The organism is Humitalea rosea (genome assembly GCF_003253705.1).
GTDB lineage: Bacteria > Pseudomonadota > Alphaproteobacteria > Acetobacterales > Acetobacteraceae > Humitalea > Humitalea rosea.
On sequence record NZ_QKYU01000034.1, the window covers coordinates 1 to 14,182 of the forward strand.

Sequence of the window (14,182 nt, forward strand, 5' to 3'; positions counted from 1 at the left end):
GGATCGATATCCACCGCATGGCACACCCGCCCCGTCGTCTCCGCGGCAATCAGCGTGGTGCCGCTGCCGAGAAACGGATCGTAGATCGCCTCGCCGGCCGCGCTGTTGTTGAGGATCGGACGGCGCATGCACTCCACCGGCTTCTGCGTGCTGTGCACCGTGGCGGCATCCTCGTCGCCGCCGTTCGAGATGGCCCAGAGCGTCGCCTGGTCCCGTGCGCCCTGCCAGTGGCCGGTCGCGCCCTTGCGGACGGCGTAGAGGCAGGGCTCGTGCTGCCAGTGGTAGTCCCCACGCCCCAGCACGAAGCGCGACTTCGCCCAGACGATCTGGCTGCGGATCACGAAGCCCGTCGCCTCGAGGCTATCGATCACCGTGCGGCTGTGCACGCCGGCGTGCCAGACATAGGCCACGTTGCCGGGGAACAGCGCCCAGGCCTGGCGCCAGTCGGAGCGATCATCGTTTGCCACCTTCCCGGTGCGCATCGTCGCCGAGACGCCGGCCTCGTTCCGCCATTCCGGATCGTAGTTCACGCCGTAGGGTGGGTCGGTGATCATCAGATGCGGCGTCGCGCCATCCAGCAGCCGTGCAACATCGGCGGTGGAGGTGGCATCGCCGCAGAGCAGCCGGTGGGGCCCAAGCTGCCAGAGGTCGCCGGCCCGCGTGACCGGCACTACCGGTGGCTCGGGCGCCGGCGCATCGAGATCGCCGGCGGCAGCCGGGACGTCGCCCGCGGCATCCGCCAGCAGGCGATCCAGCGCGGCCTGGTCGAAGCCGATCAGGCCGAGGTCGAATTCGTCGGCACGCAGTTCCCGCAGTTCCGCGGCGAGCAGGCTCTCGTCCCAGGTTGAGTTTAGTGCCAGTTGGTTGTCCGCCAGCCGAAAGGCCCGCGCCTGCGCCTCGGTCAGATGGCCGAGCCGGATGGCGGGAATCGCGTCGAGCCCGAGGGCTTTCGCCGCCAGGACGCGACCATGGCCCGCGATCAACACGCCACCATCATCCACCAGCACCGGCACGTTGAAGCCGAACTCGGCGATGGACGCCGCCAGCTGCGCCACCTGCTCGCTGGGGTGCATCCGCGCATTGGCGGCATAGGCTGCGAGCGATGCCACCGGCATCATTTCCATCTGAAGGTCAGGCTGCATCGGCGATGACCTCCTGTCGCGCCGCAGCGACCGCGTTGTAATCGCGCCCGTCATCGGCCAGCGTCACCGGCAGGTCGGGATGCAGCATGCGCCACCGCGCCACGGCCAGGTCGACATAGGCCGGCGCCAACTCGATCGCGCGCACGCGGCGGCCGGTGCGCTGGCCCGCCAGGATCGTGGTGCCGGAGCCAGCGAAGGGTTCGAACACCATCTCGCCCTCATCGGTGTAGGTGCGCATGAGGAACTCAGGCAGCACCACCGGAAACACCGCGGGGTGCTCGGTCTCGATGCCGCGGCCCTTGTGGCGGGTCAGGCGCAGCACGTTGTCGGGGATCCGGAAATCCTGCACCGGCAGGCCGGCATGCTGGTATTCCGAGATGGTGCCGTCGGCGGCGCGCAGCCCGCTCCCCTTGTTCGGCGTGCCGGCCCATTTGCAGGGCACGATCTTGTTCGCCTGCCGGGCCTGGCGGTTGAAGTGGAAGACCAGCTCGAAGGCCGGTGCGAGGCGCCCGTTCCAGTCGCCGGGCAGACCGGGCCCCTGGTCCCAGGTGTAGAGGCCGAAGCGGCGCCAACCGCGGGCGCGCATCCAGTCGAGCCAGCCAGACCAGTACGGCTGCCATTCGTTATCGCGGTGGATCAGGCCAAGGTTCACCAAGATCTGGCCGTCCGGCCGCATGGCCGCGTCGAGATGCTGAAACACGCCCTGCATCAGCGCATCCCAATCCGTACCGCCGCCGGTGGTGTAGTCGCGCTGGTTGCCGTACGGCGGCGAGGTGAACAGCAGCGTGGCCCGGTCCTCGCCCATCACGCGCGCCACGCTGGCGGCGTCGGTGCTGTCGCCACATAGCAGGCGATGCTCGCCCAGCAGCCAGAGATCGCCGGGGCGGGTGACGGCTTGGCGCGGCGGCTCCGGATCAGCATCGGCAGGATCCTCCGCCGGCGCATCCTCGGTGCCTGCCGCGCCCGCCGCACCGCCCCCCTCGGCGGGATCCGCAGACAGAGCCTCGGGCGCGTCGCCGTCGGACACGGCATCTCCAGCCGCCGCGAGGATGTCCGCGAGCTCATCCGCCGAGAAGCCGAGCACGCCGAGGTCGATGTCCTGCGCTGCCTGCACCGCGGCCAGCGCGTCACGCAGCAGCGCCTGGTCCCAGGTCGCGTTCTCCGCGATGCGGTTGTCGGCGAGCCGCAGCGCCTCCTTCTGCGCCGCGGACAGGTGCCGCAGCACGATCACCGGCACCTTCGCCATGCCAAGCGCCGTCGCGGCCTCGAGCCGGCCATGGCCGGCGATCAGCACGCCGTCCTCGTCCACCAGCAGCGGATTGGTGAAGCCGAAGGCGAGCATGCTGGCCTTGATCTGCTCGAGCTGCTCGGCGCTGTGGACGCGCGCGTTGCCGGCATGCGGGCGCAGCTCCGCCACCGGACGCAGCAGGATCTTCGCCGCCATCCAGGGGAGCGTCATGATGCCATCCGGTTTGCAGGTGGTTTGCAGGGCCGCGGCGCGGCATCGGTTTGCAGCTAACGAATTGAAGCCGCGGGCGAAGGCTGCAAACCGCAACCCATGTTTTCGGCCTGGCGCTAGCGATGTTGCGCGCTTCCGCCCCCCGCATACAGCGGGGCCAGGAAGGACCCTGCGGCTCGAGAGCCACAGTGGCTGATCAGCTGGCGAGTGGCTCGGGAGCCGCGGTGCTCGACGCACCTTCTCGACGTGTCACCATCATAGCCAACTCGATTTGCGCGCCGCCATGGGGTCTATTGTAACAGCGCAGCCGAGATGTTCAGAGCGATTCCGACGCTCGCTCGACCGCGTCACGCGACGCCTGCAGCGCAGCGAGGGTGAGGCCAGCCTGCTTCACGGCGGCGGCTTCGCCAGGATCGACGTAGGACACCTGCTCTTCAGCGTCGGCCACGCCCACGACGATCTGCTCGCGCAGCTCGTCCAGCCACGTCTTTGCATCGGATGGATCGGCGTCGGGCTCGCGCAGCCATTCGGCGACGATCATCTCGACTTCGCGTGCGATGCGGTGCGGCGGCACGCCCTTCGCGGCGAGCGCCATCAGTCGGACAATCGCGGCGTCAACGGGACGCACCCGTGCCTGCCTCCGAGCGGCCATGGATCATCTCCTTTCGGTTCACGGGCTGCATAGCATGTTCTTTTCTTGTTCTCATAGGGGGAGCTATGGTCGGGCATGCCCGATGGCGACCAGCCCCGCTCTGCGCTGCCGTGGCTCAGTCGGGCTACGCTGGCGGCTGCGCGGGCAGCACGCTGCCCGCCTGGCGCGCTTGCCTGGACGGGTGAAAGCGACAGCAAGGCGGTGCGCGACGTCATCCTGGCACACCACCCTGCCTTGCCGCTCACGATGATCGCCGAGGCCGTCGCCTACGTCCTGGGTTCCGAGTGACGATGCTCCGCGTCACGCCGCCCGTGACCGCGGCACGAGGCCGAAGTGCATTGCCAGGATTCCGAGTGCCGCCACCAGCATGCCACCCGCGATTGGCTGCGGCACTGGCCTGCCGCTCCAGCCTCGACGGGCCGCCCATTCGCGGACCGAAATCTCGAGGCCGACGACGAACCATGCGCAGGAACCAGCCGGACTATCGTGCCCGCCAAGCGCATCCATCGCCGCGAGCACACGGCGGCGCGCATCGACCTGGCGGTTCGACATCGTGCCTGCGGTCGATCCGGGCAGGTAGATCAACTGCGAGGTGGACATGCTGTCGATCGCGGCGCTGCGGAACAGCGTCCGGAAGATGCAGCCCGCCTCGTGCATCTGCGGCGTGATGTTGCCGTTGGCCAGCATCATGCCGAGCGTGTCCACGGCGCGGCGATGCTGGACCGGGACGCCGGTCTCCGGATCAGCCTCACGAACCGGCTCCGAGAACCCGCCATGCTGGAGCCGCCACTTCGACGGGCCGAGCGCCTCGTCCCGTTTGGAGGTCTTTGCCTTCCGCTTACCGGCCATGGTTATTCTCCTGCTGCCGCGGGCCCCAGCGGCGCACGGCTTCGTTCTGGATTGCCTGGCGCAGCCAGGGGTCGGTGATGTCCTCGAGGTGCAGCGAGACGACGCCCTGCTGCTGCCAGACACGGCGGCGCAGCATTTCCATCTCGGGCGTGGTGGTGGCGCTGCAGGTGCCGCGGTCGAGGCACGATCGGGGCGGGATGGGCGCGCCAGGCATCGTCATGCCAGCACCATCAGCGCGTCGAGCGACGCTGGCCTGCCCTTGCAATCCAGGATGGCTTCGGCGGCAGCCTCGTAGACCACCACGCCGTGCGAACGCAGCCAGGCAATCTTCCAGTGCGGCGTCGGGTTGGTCTTCACCACCTCGACCGCGGTAGTCACGGTGCCGCGCTCGATCAGCACCATGTCGCAGATGCAGATCAGCGCGCCCCACCGCTTGCGCAGCGTGGCGATGGTCGGCTTCTGGCTGAACCCACACTGGTCCCAGGCCATCACGCCGCCGCCGCGCTCGGTGAACGGATACTCCACCACCACGCGGAAGGGCGCCGCCGCGCCTGCCTCGGCCGCGAAGGCGGTCAGCCACTTCGCCAGGCGGTGTTTGGCGCGAGTATGCTCCGCGCTCTCGGTGATCGTTAGGGCACGACGGCGCGGAAGGGGGAGTGCCATCTACACAATCTCCCCGGAGGTCACAGAACTCCCCGCTATCATATTGATATATATATTATTGTTATTTTTGTTATTATGTACTGCGAGGTGTTGGCCTGCTCCCACACGCGTGTGGGGCGAGGTGTCACCTTCGTGCCCGCGCACGAAATAACAAAATCCACAAAAGCCTGATTTCAGTGGCTTAGCGGGGACGGTCTGGGTTTTGTTATTCATCGCCCGCGGCCTCCTCCGCTGGCGTGTCGCCTGGCGGCGGCACCAGGACGTAGCGGGAGCCGGCCGGGCGGCCGGGACCGCCGGACGCGGGCGCAGCGGTTTCGATGACCGCGCCGTTTGTCACCAGCGCTTCGATCACCTCGCCGAATTCCCGTGCGGTCAGCTTCAGCCCCTTGTGGAACATGTCGCGCCGGCTGCACGGGCCGTGTTTGCCGATGATGTTGATGGCCCTGTTCAGGCGCTTCTCGAACTCGCTGTCCGCCAGGAAGCGCTGCGCGTCTCGGAGCACGGTCCTCGTGCAATGCTCGGCCAGCGCCCAGCCCCAGGCCACGTCCGCCTCGGCGACCTGAGGATGTGCCGGATCGCGGCTGATGGCGCAGATCAGCGCCAGCTTGCTGGCGTTCTCGCCCAGGCGGTTGACGATGGCGGCCTGGGGCGTGCCGGCCACCTTCTTCGCCCAGACGTCCTCCTCGGCCAGCTTGCGATCGTGCATCGCCTCTGCCGCTGCCGTCATGGGGACGGTGTGGGGCGTCGCCTCCTCGGTCGCCGGCATCGGCACGACATGCACATCCGGCAGGTTTCCTGGTGGCGGCGGGTCGCCTGCGCCGCGGGTGATTGCCTTCAGGGCTTCGAGCAAGGCGGACGGCGGGGCGATGATGCCCGCGTTCGGGTTCCGCTCCGGCCGATCGGTGTCGGTGACGAAGACCAGGAAGCGTGCGAGCGAGCCGTCCATCATCGCGCCGCCTTCCAGCGCCTTCCAGAACGTCGAGGGCGTGGTGGTGCCGAAGAAGCAGACGCAGGGCTGGTGGATATCGACGCGCGGCGCGTCTTTCTTGTTGGCGTATTCGGTGCCGCGATAGATGCCCTTGGCCCGGCTGTAGAGCTTCATCAGCTCGGACCAGATTTCGGCCTTGTGCGCCGGCGCCCTGCTGCCCGTGACGGTGTTGAGGAACAGGCCGAATTCGTCGATCTGAAACAGCCGGGCGGGATGCTGCTCCAAAGCGGACAGCATGCCGCGGCCAGAGGCCAGGTTCTCGCCGCCGAGATAGCGGTCCAGCCTCGCCAGGTCGAAGCAGCGCCGGATTACCTCTGGCGCATGATCCTTGCCGCCGCCACTTTCGGCCACGGCGGCGATGTAGATGTTGGTCCGGAGGTCGGTGCGGGTGCGGTACTGGCGCCCGGCCAGCGCGCCCACCGCGCAGATGGCGGCGCCGAGGGCGAGAAAGGGCTGAGGCCGCAGCGCGGATCCGACGCATTCGTCGACCAGCATCTGCAACACGCCGCCGGGCTGCAGTATGGCGTCCGGCACGGGGAGCGGCGCCGCCTGCTGTTTCGCCCGGCCGGCGTCGAGCTTCGCCAGCAGCGCCGCGGCAGGATGGACGTCCGCGGCCGGCGTCGCATCGACCCTGGCGAGCATCGCCGCTGCAGGATGCGGCTGCGCAGCACGCTCCGCAGCCGCGGCGTTCAGCGTGATCTCTGGTGGCGGCACCCAGCCGCGATCGATGGCCCACCCATAGATGCTGCCTGCGCCGATGCTGTGCGGCCTGAGCTTGGCCCAGCGCCGCTCCGCAGTGTCCGCTTTGCCCGATGTGCCCGACTTTCCGCTCGACTTCGACCAGCCGAGCCAGACCTCACGCCCTTCCTCACCCAGGGCCGCCTTGATGGCGTTGCCCATGGTGATCCACGATGCGCCGTCGAGATCCTCGTTCGGCAGATAGGCGAGCGCTGCCTTTACCGCCTCGAGGGTGCCGCGCGGATCGGACGGGCCGCGCCAGGCGGCGGCATCAGACGGAAGGTGCAGAGAGCGCGGACGCAGTTCGGGCGGAATCAGCGCATGGGCGCGATCGAGCCAGGCCATGGCCGCGGCCTCGTCTACCACCGGCAATTGCGCGAGTGGCGTGTCGAGCAGGGTGTCCTCGGGCCAGACATAAGGCTGCCCGGTATAAGGGTGCACGGCATGCGCTACGAATTGCTGGCCGCGTGCCAGGACCTCGAGCGGCAAGCGCTTCCGGCCGGCGAAGGGCGTGGCGGCCCGATACACCAGCAGCCGCTTCGGGGCGCGGCCAATGCGCAGGCAAGGCGTGTCGCCCAGCATGGAGGTGGCGAGCTCGGCGATCTGGATCGCCAGCGCGCCATCCAGGATGTCGATGTCGATGCCCACCACGGCGCCAGTGGCGATGCCCACGCCGCAGCCCGGCCAGCGGCGCCAGATGTCCACCTCGAAGGATTTCGTTGGCCGGTCGCAGTGACGCGCCCAGTCCGGATAGGGCGACCACTCCCCGCTGGTGAAGCGCCCCGGCACCTTCGTGCCCGGCATGATGGGGATGGCCGAATAGCCATTGTCGACCAGGCGCTCGCCGTAATCGGCCATGAAGGAGGGAGCATCCGTCATTCCCTGCCTCCTTCCTGCGCGGCAATGGATGCATCGCGGGCTGCGTCGATGCGCAGGATCTCGGGATAGAGAGCCGCCATCTGGCGGGCGGCGCGCTCCAGCGCACGGCGAGCCGTCTCGAGTTCTGCATGGATCCTTCGCGCTGGGTCCGTCGCGGCCAGAACGAGAACCCGCGGCGGCGAAACGCCGCTACGATCAGGTTCATCACCTGCGTCGGCGCGCTGGAGCAGGTAGTGCCCCGGGCTCCACCGCCCCACGCTCGGTCGCCGCGTCAGCACGAAGCCGGCGGCGCGCACGCCATCGAGCATGCGGAGCTTGGCTGCGAGGTACTGTCGCCCGCGCCCATCCGGATCCGCGGCAGCCCGCACCGGCTCTGCTAGTTCCGTGGCGGTGACAGGGCGGCTCCCATGCGCCTGCCACCACACCGCATAGATCCGCGCCGCCTCGGCCAACATGTCGATGGTGTTCATCGCGCGGCACCCGCCACGAGCGGCGGTGCTGGATGCCGTCCTGAGTCGAGCCGACGCGCGAGCTCGTCCTGGTAGGCGGTGATGATCACCTCCAGCAGCGTCAGCCATTCCGCCTCGGTCAGCACCGCGAGGTCGGTCTTGCCGATGCTCTCGAGGTACTCACCCGCCATGGGGCTGGCCGCCGCGATCGCGGCGATCTCGTGCTCGTCGGGATCAACCACGCCCCACCTCCGGCAGAGCGCGCTCATGCAGCGCATGGAACAGGCCGGCAGGGGCTCGGAGGTCCGCACGCGCGGATCGAACCAACCGAAGCCGCGGGCGGTGCGGAGGCGACATGCGGCGCATCTCACACGAACCTCGCGGCGGCGATCTCGGTGTACTGGCCCGCGGGCCGCACCAGCGCCGATGCGCTGCGATGCAGCTTCGGCTGGTAGCGGTCGTAGGGTTCGGTCTCGGGGCTGTCGAAACGCTTGATCTCGGCATGCGCGATCAGGATCACGCCCATGCCGCGCTCGTCGCGCAGCGCATTCACGCCGTCGAGGAAGCTGCGCCAGGTATCCAGCGCGGCGAGATACCCCTTGCCGTAGCCGAAGGACTCGATGTCCGGCTGGTTGTGCGTCTGCGCCGTGTGCTGCCAGACCAGCGGCTCCAGCCAGTCGAGGCTGTCCACCACCAGCGTCTCGAAGTCGTGCGCCTCGGTGTAGAGACTGCCGAGCGCCTCCATCACCGCGTCGAAGCTGCGCAGCACGCCGAAGGTGGAGGCGCTGATCGTGCCCAGCCCGTCCTCGGTCTGCACCACCACCGGCCGCGGCGCGGAGGTCGCGAACAGCGTCTTGCCGACGCCGGCCACGCCATAGGTGAGCAGCCGCGGCGGGCGCGCGTCGAGACGCCGGAAGACCTCGCTGCTCTCGCTGTTCAGCGCCTGGATCGCGAAGGCGATATCGTCGACGGTAGCCTGCCCGATCGGCTTGGTGATCGTGTGGCCGAATTCGCCCGGCTTCCCGGTCGTAATGCTGTCCGGCAGGGCGGCCAACCCGGAGGACTGGCGCAGTTGTTCTAGCCGCGGTTTGGTTGTGGACATGGAAAGCGCAACTCCTCTCGTCGCGCTCGTCGTTCGTCGGTGAAAGTGCTGCCGGGCTCCGACGCGGTGGAGCAGACCGTCCAGGTATTTCCGCCTTGCAGCGGTGTTGCATTCCCTGAAAGACCCGGCAGGAAAGCCGGGGATGGTCAGGCGGCGGTACTCTCGCGCAGCTGGGCTGCCTCGAATGCCTCCACGTCCTCGATTCGGTATGCGACACGTCCACCGAGCTTCAGGAACGCCGGACCGTGATGCTGCGAGCGCCAACGCTCCAGCGTGCGAACTGACATGCGCCAGCGCGCCGCGAGGTCCTGCTGGCTCAAATGACGGAGGTGGACGCTGTGGGCGTCGCCATGCTGGCGGTGGTGCGTGCTCATGCCAGGCACCTACCGGCGTGACGCGGAAGGTGTCGGGGTGGTCCGACATATTCCCTCAGGCCAGCGGCCTCAGCCTGCCGGCGAAGCCGACGGGCGTTTTCATAGATGGAGGAGTGATGCACGCCGGCCTGCACCGTGGCCGCGCGGAGGTTCGGTGCCAGCAGGATCTCGCAGCACCGCTGGAGTGCCGGCGTCAGGCCCGCCACAAAGCGCCGCAGATCCAGCGCGAGGCCATGGTCCAATTCGCCAGGAGCCATTGGATCGGCCAGCACATCCGCCAGGGTTTGCCCTGCACCGCTCTCCAGCGGCTCGTCGATGCATACCTGCCGTCGCTCCGCCCTCAGTCGCGCTGTAGGGCTGGTCAGCGTCGCCACGCGATGGGCGATGATGCGGTCCGCGAAGGTCGCGAAGCTTGCCCTCTCCGGGTCGAAACCCTCGCGGCGCCGCCAAAGATCGAGGAAGAGGTCCTGCTCGATGTCCTCGGCATCCATGCCGGGAACGCCGCCGCGCCGCGCCAGGCGCCGGGCCGTGTTGCGGATATGCTTGCGCGTTCGGGCATCGCGTGCCGTGTCGCGGGTGAATTGGTCCATGAGGTTTCGCCGTCGATCGAGGACGGGCGCGCGGCCCGATCGATGGCGACCGGCGAAACTTCGCTGAAGAGGGTGCTGTTACGCGCGCGGGACGGCGCCGCCGCTGGCGAAAGCCGGCGGAATCATGGCGTTACTCGAGAAGAAAAAAGTAGCGATGGCGGGCGGGGTGCCGGTGAATATTCACCGACGACGTGGTGCAGCCCGTTCGGCCAGCGGCCTCTCGTCGCGGACGACGAAGCAGGCGATGTAGGCCCGCTGCCGTTCGTCCCACAGAATCGGGTCGCCCTGGATGCCGAAGGTGGCCTGGAGGTGTTCGGTCAGGATCTGCTTCTGCTTCTTGACACGCTCGGCAGGCGCCCCGCCATGCACCTCCAGCACCCCACCGCCTGCGGCAATGGCGATGAACAGCGTCCAAGCCGCGGTCGGCTTGGCGTTCTTCCTGCTCCTCATGCCGAAATCGGCGGGGTCCATCTGCAGCCCAATGTTCGGTCCGTTGCAGACCACCGTCTCGCTGGCGGTTAGCCGCAGCGTGATCTGCGCCCAGGTGGTGTTGGGAGGCAGCGCGATACGCGGCCCGGGGGATACTGCGCCGATGCGCGCCAGCAGCGCGGTGCGCAGATCATGCAGAAGGATCTCAACCGGCTGAACCAGCCCCAGCCCGTCTTTCAGGTGCACATGGGTAATGTCGGCCAAACTCAGCACGAGGTGACCCTGGCCAGACAGGCGCGCGCTGACCGAGGGCGGCAATGACGAATTCGTCGGAACGAGCACCACACCGCGCTCGCTGCCAAGGCCGCCCTGTCGGAAATCATCGTCATGCAGCGGAAGTTCGGGGCCGGGCCTGGCGAACAGGACGGGCGCACCGAGGCCGGCAGCGACGCCATGTTCGCCCAGATGGACAACGCGCCCGCGATCGGGCGGGCGGGATGACGGTGGAATCAAGAAGGCGGCCGCGAGTTCGGTGTGAAGCCTCTGGTCATCGAGGCTCAGGATGCCGAGATCGCTGGCTGTCACATCAACCGGGTCGCAGCGCCCCGTGGATGATCGGCAGACGGCGCGGTATCCGCCCGCAGGCAGTCTGATGACGTTTCGCGGGCAGCCATCGCCGCCAGGGGACGGACACTCGATGGCGGTGGCAAGATCGCCGGTCTTGCGCAGGTACCGCGCCGCGAGGGCGAACTCGGTGCCCAAGCGTGCGGTCCAGGCGCGGCGGTCGGTGGCCACGCCGGGCAGTTCATCCAGCGACTTCCAGAACTGCCGTAGCGGCTTCGTCATCGTCCGTGTCCTGACCCGTCAAAATGAAGTCCCGCTCCCGAAGCCAGTGCTCGATGAGTTCGCTGTCATCATTTCGCTCAAAGCGCGCAATACCGGGCGGCCGGATTGTCACGGAGCGGTCCTTCTCCTGGCTGTCGAAGGTGACCTTGAAGGTGGCGCTGACCAGGCGACCACCGCCCAGCGTTGCAGGGCTGCGCTGGGCCAAGGCGGCGAACACGTCCTCGGCCTTCCTGATCTCAGTCTCGGAATACGGCCCGCCCCAATAGCGCCGATACTCAATCAGGCGCACCCGGCTGATTCCCTCGATATCCTGCACGTTAAGGGCGGCGCTGCCGTGCGCCACAAGCGGGTCCAGCGTGAACTTGCCGGCTGGCGGGAAGTGCTCCTCGCCCGTGAAGAGGAACTTGCCCAGGGTCCGGAGATAGAGATTGCGTTCGCCCTTGGTCGTCGCGTGGACGCCGATCTCGCCACTGCGCTCATCATAGATCAGCACGTCGTGGCGCTGCGGCCGGAAAAACTCGGTGCCCGCCTCGCCATCGTCACGCTGGCTCGCCTCTCGTCGCATCGTTTGGCCATGCCTGATGAGAATCCAGGTCATCGGCGCATGGCCGATGATGAACACGCGGCAGCCGCGACCGCGCTTGTGGGATTCGAACCAATCGTCCAGCTCAGCCTCGATCTGCGCACGAAGCACGGCGTCAACGTCAGGAAAGGCGCCGCGAACCGGATGCTGCGGTCCGAAATACTCGAAATTCTGCTGCCGCATGGCGATGGCCTCGGCGTGGCGCGAGCGCACCAGTTCGGGCGCTGCGAGCCAGATATCGATCGCGAGGTCGACCGGCGTCGCCATCGGGTCATCAACGATGGGCAGACTCTGACTGCGCGCCGCGGCGAGCAATTCGTCCATGTCCTGTGCGCTGGCGGTCTCATGGACATAGTAGAGCGCGTCGACCATGTCGCTTGGCGTGGTGCGGTCTGGCGTCATGAGGACGTGCGCCAGCTCGGCGTAGTCGATCTCGGTATCTGGCGGGTCTGGGAAGCGCAGGCCACGCGTCTCCAGAAAGGCCCTCCACGGCGCTAGAAAGGCGATGAGGCGGTCCGGCGAGATGGCGCGCAGGCGGTCAGGGTCGGAGAACTTCCGTGGATTAAAGGATGCCATGGGCCTCCGGGACAATCAGGGATTGAATATTACAGGCGGGACATCTGAGATAGCGAATGTTCGCTCTTTGTTCAAGCGTTCGGTTTGGTCGACCCCGACACCTAATGGCCGCGCTCGGTAGGTGGGGGGAGGAAATTGGGCCGCGACCGACATGCAAACGCCGAGGGCGGAAAGAACGCCCATCAATCAGCACCTCCCGCCGCACCTCCGCGAGGTGTGTAGCATCCTGGCCGCGGGCCTGCTGCGGCTGCGCAGCCGCGCTGCCGAGGATCATGCGCGCGACGCTGCTGACTGTGGAGACCGTGCCCTACACTTCCCGGCCACCCAGCGCCTGGATGCGAACCGGACCAACCGGAGACCCGCATGAAACGCGCCACCAAGTCGAAAGCCGGCCCCCCGCCGGCGCCGACCACCCCCGCCATCCCGCCGGCCGACGTGCTGGGCCGGCTCGCCGCGCTGAAGACCACCCCTACGCCTGACCTGAAGCAGCAGTGGCGAGAGCTCTTCGCGGCCGAGCCGCCGCCCTACAACCGGCGCTTCCTGGAAAGCCGCTTGGCCTACCGGATCCAGGAGCTGGCCTATGGAGGCCTGAAGCCCGAGACCATCCAGCGCCTCGAGGCGCTGGGCGAGCAGCTGGACGGTGGGAACCCCGTCCTTCGGCGCATCCGCGGTGACGACAAGCCGATCGCCGGCACGCGGCTGATCCGCGAGTACCAGGGGGTCGAGCATAGCGTCACCGTGCTGCACGACGGCTACGAGTATCAGGGCCGCCCCTACCAGTCGCTCTCCTCCATCGCGCGCGCCATCACCGGCACGCGCTGGAATGGCTGGCTGTTCTTCGGCTTGAAGAACCGGAGGGCCGCTGCGTAATGCGCCAGTCAAGCGGCTTTTCGGGTTGGATCGAAATTCTGCCGGGACTGGAGCATGGTCCACAGGACGTTGACGCGTCGTCTGGCGAGGGCAATGAGGGCCTGGGTGCGGTGTTTCCCCTCGCGCCGCTTGCGGTCGTAGAAGGCGCGGGACAGCGGGTCGCCGGTCATGACGGCGCAGAAGGCGCTCTGGAAGAAGACGCGCTTGAGGGCCTTATCGCCGCCGAAGGCGCGGCGGTGGGCGGCGCTGCGGCCGGACTGGCGCAGCACCGGGGCGAGACCTGCTGCCGAGGCGAGCGCGTCGGCGGAGGGGAAGCGGCCGATGTTGCCCACGCAGGCGATGAACCCTGCCGCGAGCACCGCCCCCATCCCCGGCAGCGAACGGATGAGGGCGCCGTCAGGGTGGCTCGTGAGCAGCTCATCGAGGTCACGGTCGATGCGAGTGATGCGCTCGCGGATATTGAGCGCGGGCTGATCGACGTCGTGGTCGTCTACAAGATCGACCGGCTGTCCCGGGCCCTGATGGACTTCGCCAAGCTGGTGGAGGTGTTTGACGCGAACAGCGTGACCTTCGTCAGCGTGACGCAGTCCTTCAACACGACCACCAGCATGGGCCGGCTCACGCTGAACATCCTGCTCAGCTTCGCCCAGTTCGAACGCGAGGTCATCGGCGAGCGCATCCGCGACAAGGTGGCGGCATCGCGGGCCGACACCACGTTGGTGAAAGCCGTAGCCCGGGCGTTCCGGTGGCGCCGATTGATCGAGACCGGCCGCTACAGCACGATTGATGACTTGGCGGCTGGGGAAAAGATCAACTCATCCTACGTGTCTCGGTTGCTGCGCCTCACGCTGCTGGCGCCGGATATCGTCGAGGCGATCCTCGATGGGCAACAGCCCAGCGAGATGATGCTGCCTGAACTGATGAAGGGCGTGCCGACAACATGGGAAGTTCAGCGTTGGAGATCTGGCCGATCTGCAGGTCAGTAGCGGATCG

At 67.8% G+C, this 14,182-nt stretch carries 18 protein-coding genes; 3 read left to right on the forward strand and 15 right to left on the reverse strand.

Annotated features, from left to right (window positions below; translation table 11 throughout):
* The 3 genes from C8P66_RS21070 to C8P66_RS21080 form a co-directional block, all read right to left on the reverse strand.
* Positions 1-1,142 (reverse strand): site-specific DNA-methyltransferase (locus C8P66_RS21070; protein ID WP_111400292.1); only part of this gene is annotated, 1,142 nt, incomplete at its 3' end.
* Positions 1,132-2,601 carry a site-specific DNA-methyltransferase gene (locus C8P66_RS21075; protein WP_111400264.1) on the reverse strand — a complete coding sequence of 490 codons (1,470 nt, stop codon included), beginning with the start codon at positions 2,599-2,601 and terminating at the stop codon, positions 1,132-1,134. The genes C8P66_RS21075 and C8P66_RS21070, both read right to left, overlap by 11 nt.
* Before the next feature lie 316 nt (positions 2,602-2,917).
* Positions 2,918-3,196 carry a hypothetical protein gene (locus C8P66_RS21080; RefSeq protein WP_111400265.1) on the reverse strand — a complete coding sequence of 93 codons (279 nt, stop codon included), beginning with the start codon at positions 3,194-3,196 and terminating at the stop codon, positions 2,918-2,920.
* A 132-nt stretch (positions 3,197-3,328) separates the two neighbouring features.
* Here C8P66_RS21080 and C8P66_RS21085 point away from each other — a divergent pair, with 132 nt between their 5' ends.
* The gene (locus C8P66_RS21085; protein ID WP_111400266.1) at positions 3,329-3,541 is read left to right on the forward strand and encodes a hypothetical protein; all 213 of its coding nucleotides are present in this window, start codon (positions 3,329-3,331) and stop codon (positions 3,539-3,541) included.
* A gap of 12 nt (positions 3,542-3,553) precedes the next feature.
* Here C8P66_RS21085 and C8P66_RS21090 read toward each other — a convergent pair whose 3' ends face one another.
* The 11 genes from C8P66_RS21090 to C8P66_RS21140 all read right to left on the reverse strand — a co-directional run bounded on the left by C8P66_RS21090 (position 3,554) and on the right by C8P66_RS21140 (position 12,319).
* Positions 3,554-4,102: a hypothetical protein gene (locus C8P66_RS21090; protein WP_111400267.1), complete on the reverse strand. Its 549-nt coding sequence runs from the start codon at positions 4,100-4,102 to the stop codon at positions 3,554-3,556.
* Entirely contained in the window at positions 4,092-4,322 is a 231-nt protein-coding gene (locus tag C8P66_RS21095; protein WP_211314232.1) for a hypothetical protein, read from the reverse strand. Before C8P66_RS21095 ends, C8P66_RS21090 begins: the two co-directional genes overlap by 11 nt.
* Positions 4,319-4,765, reverse strand: coding sequence for a hypothetical protein (locus C8P66_RS21100; protein WP_111400269.1), 447 nt, complete (start codon positions 4,763-4,765; stop codon positions 4,319-4,321). The genes C8P66_RS21095 and C8P66_RS21100 overlap by 4 nt, the downstream gene beginning before the upstream one ends.
* A 205-nt stretch (positions 4,766-4,970) precedes the next feature.
* Entirely contained in the window at positions 4,971-7,370 is a 2,400-nt protein-coding gene (locus C8P66_RS21105; RefSeq protein ID WP_111400270.1) for a DUF3987 domain-containing protein, read from the reverse strand.
* Complete coding sequence (locus C8P66_RS21110) at positions 7,367-7,840, reverse strand: hypothetical protein (protein WP_111400271.1); 474 nt, start codon at positions 7,838-7,840, stop codon at positions 7,367-7,369. The genes C8P66_RS21105 and C8P66_RS21110 overlap by 4 nt, the downstream gene beginning before the upstream one ends.
* The gene (locus C8P66_RS21115) at positions 7,837-8,061 is read right to left on the reverse strand and encodes a DUF6511 domain-containing protein (protein ID WP_111400272.1); all 225 of its coding nucleotides are present in this window, start codon (positions 8,059-8,061) and stop codon (positions 7,837-7,839) included. Before C8P66_RS21115 ends, C8P66_RS21110 begins: the two co-directional genes overlap by 4 nt.
* 125 nt (positions 8,062-8,186) lie before the next feature.
* Positions 8,187-8,921 (reverse strand): ATP-binding protein, encoded by a 735-nt coding sequence (locus C8P66_RS21120; RefSeq protein ID WP_111400273.1) that lies wholly within the window; start codon positions 8,919-8,921, stop codon positions 8,187-8,189.
* A gap of 146 nt (positions 8,922-9,067) precedes the next feature.
* On the reverse strand, positions 9,068-9,295 hold the full coding sequence (locus C8P66_RS21125) for a helix-turn-helix transcriptional regulator (protein WP_111400274.1): 228 nt from the start codon (positions 9,293-9,295) through the stop codon (positions 9,068-9,070).
* Positions 9,292-9,885 (reverse strand): sigma factor, encoded by a 594-nt coding sequence (locus C8P66_RS21130; protein ID WP_111400275.1) that lies wholly within the window; start codon positions 9,883-9,885, stop codon positions 9,292-9,294. Before C8P66_RS21130 ends, C8P66_RS21125 begins: the two co-directional genes overlap by 4 nt.
* 180 nt (positions 9,886-10,065) lie before the next feature.
* The gene (locus tag C8P66_RS21135; protein ID WP_111400276.1) at positions 10,066-11,160 is read right to left on the reverse strand and encodes a hypothetical protein; all 1,095 of its coding nucleotides are present in this window, start codon (positions 11,158-11,160) and stop codon (positions 10,066-10,068) included.
* Positions 11,120-12,319 (reverse strand): hypothetical protein, encoded by a 1,200-nt coding sequence (locus tag C8P66_RS21140; protein WP_111400277.1) that lies wholly within the window; start codon positions 12,317-12,319, stop codon positions 11,120-11,122. Before C8P66_RS21140 ends, C8P66_RS21135 begins: the two co-directional genes overlap by 41 nt.
* A 363-nt stretch (positions 12,320-12,682) precedes the next feature.
* Here C8P66_RS21140 and C8P66_RS21145 point away from each other — a divergent pair, with 363 nt between their 5' ends.
* Complete coding sequence (locus C8P66_RS21145; protein WP_111400278.1) at positions 12,683-13,189, forward strand: DUF2924 domain-containing protein; 507 nt, start codon at positions 12,683-12,685, stop codon at positions 13,187-13,189.
* A gap of 8 nt (positions 13,190-13,197) precedes the next feature.
* Here the strand turns inward: C8P66_RS21145 and C8P66_RS21150 are convergent, their stop codons facing one another.
* Entirely contained in the window at positions 13,198-13,647 is a 450-nt protein-coding gene (locus C8P66_RS21150) for a transposase (protein WP_342768030.1), read from the reverse strand.
* On the opposite strand from C8P66_RS21150, the gene C8P66_RS24870 reads away from it, so the two are divergent.
* Positions 13,591-14,175, forward strand: coding sequence for a recombinase family protein (locus C8P66_RS24870; RefSeq protein WP_456303652.1), 585 nt, complete (start codon positions 13,591-13,593; stop codon positions 14,173-14,175). The two genes, C8P66_RS21150 and C8P66_RS24870, sit on opposite strands and share 57 nt — an antisense overlap.
* The last annotated feature ends 7 nt before the right edge of the window (positions 14,176-14,182 follow it).